The organism is Bacteroides sp. D1 (assembly GCF_000157095.2).
Classification (GTDB): Bacteria; Bacteroidota; Bacteroidia; order Bacteroidales; family Bacteroidaceae; genus Bacteroides; species Bacteroides xylanisolvens.
This window is the reverse complement of record NZ_JH114347.1, coordinates 1-4,464: the sequence shown is the minus strand read 5'-3', so window position 1 is coordinate 4,464 and position 4,464 is coordinate 1. Positions and strand designations below refer to the sequence as shown.

The 4,464-nt window shown below is 45.7% G+C and carries 8 protein-coding genes and 1 pseudogene; 2 read left to right on the top strand and 7 right to left on the bottom strand.

All coding sequences use genetic code 11. From position 1 onward, the window contains the following. Positions 1 to 146 (top strand): annotated as a pseudogene (locus tag BSAG_RS25035) (replication initiation protein); the annotation flags it as partial. A 36-nt stretch (positions 147 to 182) separates the two neighbouring features. Here BSAG_RS25035 and BSAG_RS0223405 read toward each other — a convergent pair. The 7 genes from BSAG_RS0223405 to BSAG_RS05925 form a co-directional block, all read right to left on the bottom strand. Then, positions 183 to 413 (bottom strand): hypothetical protein, encoded by a 231-nt coding sequence (locus tag BSAG_RS0223405; protein WP_004295510.1) that lies wholly within the window; start codon positions 411 to 413, stop codon positions 183 to 185. Between the two features lie 19 nt (positions 414 to 432). Next, the gene (mbpC, locus tag BSAG_RS05910) at positions 433 to 885 is read right to left on the bottom strand and encodes a mobilization protein MbpC (RefSeq protein ID WP_004295511.1); all 453 of its coding nucleotides are present in this window, start codon (positions 883 to 885) and stop codon (positions 433 to 435) included. Further along, positions 842 to 1,636 (bottom strand): mobilization protein MbpB, encoded by a 795-nt coding sequence (gene mbpB / locus BSAG_RS0223400; RefSeq protein WP_007560590.1) that lies wholly within the window; start codon positions 1,634 to 1,636, stop codon positions 842 to 844. Before mbpB ends, mbpC begins: the two co-directional genes overlap by 44 nt. Continuing rightward, positions 1,633 to 1,932, bottom strand: a complete 300-nt coding sequence (gene mbpA / locus BSAG_RS26095; protein ID WP_004327437.1) for a mobilization protein MbpA — start codon at positions 1,930 to 1,932, stop codon at positions 1,633 to 1,635. The genes mbpB and mbpA overlap by 4 nt, the downstream gene beginning before the upstream one ends. 192 nt (positions 1,933 to 2,124) lie before the next feature. After that, entirely contained in the window at positions 2,125 to 2,322 is a 198-nt protein-coding gene (locus BSAG_RS05915) for a hypothetical protein (RefSeq protein WP_004295503.1), read from the bottom strand. 10 nt (positions 2,323 to 2,332) lie between these two features. Next, positions 2,333 to 2,608, bottom strand: coding sequence for a type II toxin-antitoxin system YoeB family toxin (locus BSAG_RS05920; RefSeq protein WP_004327436.1), 276 nt, complete (start codon positions 2,606 to 2,608; stop codon positions 2,333 to 2,335). Further along, positions 2,605 to 2,856 carry a hypothetical protein gene (locus tag BSAG_RS05925; RefSeq protein WP_004295507.1) on the bottom strand — a complete coding sequence of 84 codons (252 nt, stop codon included), beginning with the start codon at positions 2,854 to 2,856 and terminating at the stop codon, positions 2,605 to 2,607. Before BSAG_RS05925 ends, BSAG_RS05920 begins: the two co-directional genes overlap by 4 nt. A gap of 412 nt (positions 2,857 to 3,268) precedes the next feature. Between BSAG_RS05925 and BSAG_RS05930 the strand changes: the two genes are divergently transcribed. Next, positions 3,269 to 4,294: a replication initiation protein gene (locus tag BSAG_RS05930; RefSeq protein ID WP_004295509.1), complete on the top strand. Its 1,026-nt coding sequence runs from the start codon at positions 3,269 to 3,271 to the stop codon at positions 4,292 to 4,294. Positions 4,295 to 4,464: the final 170 nt, after the last annotated feature.

Genomic DNA, 4,464 nt, shown 5'->3' with positions numbered 1-4,464 from the left:
GGAACAAAGAGACATTCATAACGGCACAAGAAAAGATAACCGACCTTATCGGAGAACTGGCTCTCCTAAACGGAAAATCACGAGAAAAGAACAATCCGAAAGGGTGGATTATAAACGCCCTTAAAGGGAAAATCAAGGATAAGTAACAAGATTACCCGGCTGAAACACTCCGGGTAATCTTGTCAAATCAGAGGAACGATTTCCATTTCTACACCAAGTTCTTTCATCTGCTGTTGTATTTCCTCGCTGCTTAGTTTCTCTCTCGCCAGTGCAAGCCCATGAAAGGCGTCCCAGCCTGCCGGCTTCGAAACGATACTACCGTTTAGGACGGCATGGGTGATTTCGCCGCCGGACTTCGCACCCTTGTTCAGTATGAAGAAGAACCGGGGTTCTTCGTGTTCCGTTGTTCCCATAATTCGTAAAGTTAGATGTTTATTTATTCCCCTTTTGTTCCCTTGCCTGCTCTTGGTAGTATTCATAATACTGCTTGTAGTTGTCCCGGTCTTTGGCTGCATCCGTCCAAAGATAGCACATGAAACAAGCGAACAATAGGGAGATAACAGCACAAAGGATTGAGTAGAACGAAATTCGTTTGTCCACATAACCGCCGTTTTTCATTCTGTACCCCTGCCGTTCAAAGTCCGCCAACACGTTTTTTAGGCGATTTTCGGCACTTTCAAGGCTTTTCCCGTCTATTTGTACCTTTCGGGCTGTTGCGTCCTCTATGCGCTTCGTATAGACTTCAACACGCTTTAGTTCTTGATACACCAGTTCTACCGCAAGCTGCGGGTTTACCCTTGGCGTTGTATCTTTTCTTTTCCGGGGGCTGTACTGTCCCTGCTTAACGTTGGAAGCTGCCGCTTCCGGGTGTGAGTTTGTTTCCATGAGATATGTTCATTGAGTTGCACTTCAGTTTGCTTTGTGTCCGCTCGATATGGGCGAGAGTGTAGCCTTTCCCTATCTCGCTTGCCTTATACTCCGTACCGCTTCGGGCTGTGACATAGTAGCCGTTAAGTTTCCCGGTGCTTGCCCTGGCTTCCCGGACTTTAAAACCTCTCTTACCAAGTTCTTCCTTGAATTTGGTAAAGTCAAAGCCCTGCATCTTCTTCAATACGCCGTCCATGGCTTCCTTGATTTCCGCTTTGTTGACTTTGCCAATGTCCTGCGACTGTACAAAGTTCCGTTCCTTGGCTATGGCATTGGCGGCTTCCGTTGCCTTTTTCCCTATCCAGTTGTCCCGGTACAGTTCCCCGGAAAGGGAAACCCGGTTTGCCAGTATGTGCAGGTGGGCTTGCTCTTTCTTGCTCTCCGTACCGCTGTGCCGGATGATGATGTACTGGTGGTTCGCCAACCCCATGCGCTGCATGAAGTCGTTACCAAGTTCCGCCCAGTCCGCATCCGTAAAGGTGGCGCTTTCCTCTATCGAGGGGCTGACCTCGAAACGTAGGCAGTTGTTTTTTACGTTCGGAAAATCAATGTGATACGGTTTCATTTCCTGCACCATTTCCGCACCAGTACACCCATAAAGTTCATGCCGGGCTATCTCGGTGGCTACTGCCTGCCCGTTTATCTCTTTGGCGAGGTCGTACTCCAATGCCGCCACACCATGTGATATGCTTTTCCCTTTCCCTATCATCGTGAGAGTATTTTTTTGAGCTCTGTAATTAGTGCCCGGTTCTCCTCGAACACTTCCCGGTACTGGCGACCACCGAAGTAGTTGTTCAGCCGTTGGAGCGTTCCTTTCAACTGGGCTATGTCCCGGAGAAGCTGCCGTTCCTCCTCGGTGTACCTCTCCCTTGGGCGCCCCCCAAGGGACAAACTCCGGCAGTATTCCGATACGCTTAGACTGCACCGGGCTGCCTGCTCCGCAAGTGCGTCCTTTTCAAGTTCGGTACACCGGAATGTAATCTTTTCGTTCCGTCTTAGTTCCATGCCACAAAGGTAATCTTAAAATCTTTTTGAGCAAAGCGAGAAAAGCAAGAATTGTCCGACAAGGACACTTCTTGCTATATATACACATGCCGCATGGGAATACATCCACGCCAACCGCCCAGCAAAAAGCCCCGGCGTGTTAGAAAATCCCCCACAGCCTAACAAATTCTACCCCATTTCTACCCAAGGGGATTACACGCCGCAGAAGTCATCCGGGAACATGTCTTCCAGTTCGTCCAAATCAATGGTTTCTTCTTCGGACACCTCCACCCATTCAATGTTTTCTTTCCCTCTTATCGCACATGAGTACATCTCGGCGGCGGCAAGAGAAGAGAACACCTCGTGCATAGGCTCGCCGTTCTCTAACCAGTAAACACAATATTCGACCATAACAGTTTTATCATTTATCGTTGTAATGCCCCTCTACCTCCAAGATGTAGACCTCTACCACTTCCTCGTAAATGTCATAGATTATCCGGTCATGGGCGGTAATGTGTCGAGACCATGTAATATCCCCACCGCCCCTTAACGCTTCGGGATGCCCAAGCCCAGTCTTAGGGTGCTCTAACAATTCTTTGTAGATTTTCTTATACTTCTTGAACAAATTGGGGTTTGATTTCTTCCATTTGGCAATCACCTTATCCACCCCGTCGGAAACCCTAATTGTGTACATCATAGACTATCGAAATAAGCGTCAATATCCTCACTGCTTTTGAGGGTAACACACTTTCCGGATTTGATTTCTTCCCTTGCCTTGTCAATCCTTGCTTGCAGCTCCGGGGTTATCATCAAATCTTCACGACCAACTTTTACCAAAGCGTAAATCTCGTTTTTCCTGCGAATTAGTACCTGCTCGCCATTGTCAGCTTTGGTGAAAGACGCTGCGAGGTTGTTACGGTATTCTCTTACTGATAATGCTTCCATATCTGTTTGCTTTTAAATTCAGCACAAAGATAGCTATATTTCAATAAAATACAAACATTTTGTACACAAACGTGTACACGCCATAAAAACCCGTTTCCAATCCTACCGCCCGTTGGTTGGTTTTGCTTTGCTCTTTTTCCCTATCGTTTTTCTTTTTCCGACAGTAAATCAACCACTTAGCTCTATAAATTCCCCTTGTCTGTTATAAGCATCGTCTGTAATATGCTCTATCACTTCTTCGCAAACGCCCATAAATAAAGGGATTAGAACATGTGTTTCCCCACACTTTGGGAGTTTAGTCCCCACACTTTGGGAGTTTAAAAGTAAATTAGTCCCCACACTTTGGGAGTTTTACCCCTCTTTTTTTGTTTTAATGTGGGGATTGTGTATATTTGCAGCAAATCAATCGTTTATGAAAAAGAAACTACCTATTACCAAGAATAAAGATGTTGTTGTTTCATGGGTATATACATGGTCAAAACAGCAAGACATGTCCATACACGAACAAAGAATAGTTCTTCGCATACTGGAAGCGTGCCAAGCTGAACTAAAGGGAGTAAAACTGAAAGATTATGCAGGCACGAAACGCAAGTTTGAGCATGGACTTTGGGATGTTGATGCACAAATGCATGTATCTGACGTTATTTTTTCCGGACGTGATTACAATGAAATCATAGCCGCACTCGATTCTTTGGCAGGACGTTTTTTTACTTACGAAGATGACGAGGAATGGTGGAAGTGCGGATTTATATCTAACCCAAAATATAAAAAACGCACTGGCATTATAACCTTTCGTGTGTCTAACGACCTTTGGGATGTGTTTACCAAGTTCGCCAAGGGGTACAGAGAATTTGAGTTAAACAAGGCTCTTGCGCTACCTACTGGGTATTCCCTTAGGTTTTACATGTTAATGAGTGGGCAGGTGTACCCTTTGGATATATCCCTTGAAAACTTGAAAGACCGTCTTGGCATACCTGCGGACAAATACAAGGACAAGAACGGAAAAGACAGAATAGATCATTTTGAGGAAAGAGTTTTGAAACCAGCAAAGGCTGCGCTTGATGAGAGCTGCCCATACACTTTCAACTACGTGAAAGTGCGTGAAAACCCAAACAACAAACGTAGCAAGGTGACCGGGTTTAGGTTCTACCCGGTCTATCAACCACAGTTCAGAGATGAAGAACTGGAAGGGAAAGAATTGCAAGCAAAGGTTACAGCACGATATCAGATAGACAGCCATGTGTACGAGTACCTCCGTTATTCCTGCGGCTTCACATCGGAAGAGATAAACCGGAACAAAGAGACATTCATAACGGCACAAGAAAAGATAACCGACCTTATCGGAGAACTGGCTCTCCTAAACGGAAAATCACGAGAAAAGAACAATCCGAAAGGGTGGATTATAAACGCCCTTAAAGGGAAAATCAAGGATAAGTAACAAGATTACCCGGCTGAAACACTCCGGGTAATCTTGTCAAATCAGAGGAACGATTTCCATTTCTACACCAAGTTCTTTCATCTGCTGTTGTATTTCCTCGCTGCTTAGTTTCTCTCTCGCCAGTGCAAGCCCATGAAAGGCGTCCCAGCCTGCCGGCTTCGAAACGATAC

Bases quoted from the DNA above. Each gene is read 5' to 3' on its own strand.
- BSAG_RS05915 (WP_004295503.1), bottom strand. From the start codon at position 2,322: ATGGTCGAATATTGTGTTTACTGGTTAGAGAACGGCGAGCCTATGCAC.
- BSAG_RS0223405 (WP_004295510.1), bottom strand. From the start codon at position 413: ATGGGAACAACGGAACACGAAGAACCCCGGTTCTTCTTCATACTGAAC.
- mbpB (WP_007560590.1), bottom strand. From the start codon at position 1,636: ATGATAGGGAAAGGGAAAAGCATATCACATGGTGTGGCGGCATTGGAG.
- BSAG_RS05925 (WP_004295507.1), bottom strand. From the start codon at position 2,856: ATGGAAGCATTATCAGTAAGAGAATACCGTAACAACCTCGCAGCGTCT.
- BSAG_RS05920 (WP_004327436.1), bottom strand. From the start codon at position 2,608: ATGATGTACACAATTAGGGTTTCCGACGGGGTGGATAAGGTGATTGCC.
- mbpC (WP_004295511.1), bottom strand. From the start codon at position 885: ATGGAAACAAACTCACACCCGGAAGCGGCAGCTTCCAACGTTAAGCAG.
- mbpA (WP_004327437.1), bottom strand. From the start codon at position 1,932: ATGGAACTAAGACGGAACGAAAAGATTACATTCCGGTGTACCGAACTT.
- BSAG_RS05930 (WP_004295509.1), top strand. From the start codon at position 3,269: ATGAAAAAGAAACTACCTATTACCAAGAATAAAGATGTTGTTGTTTCA.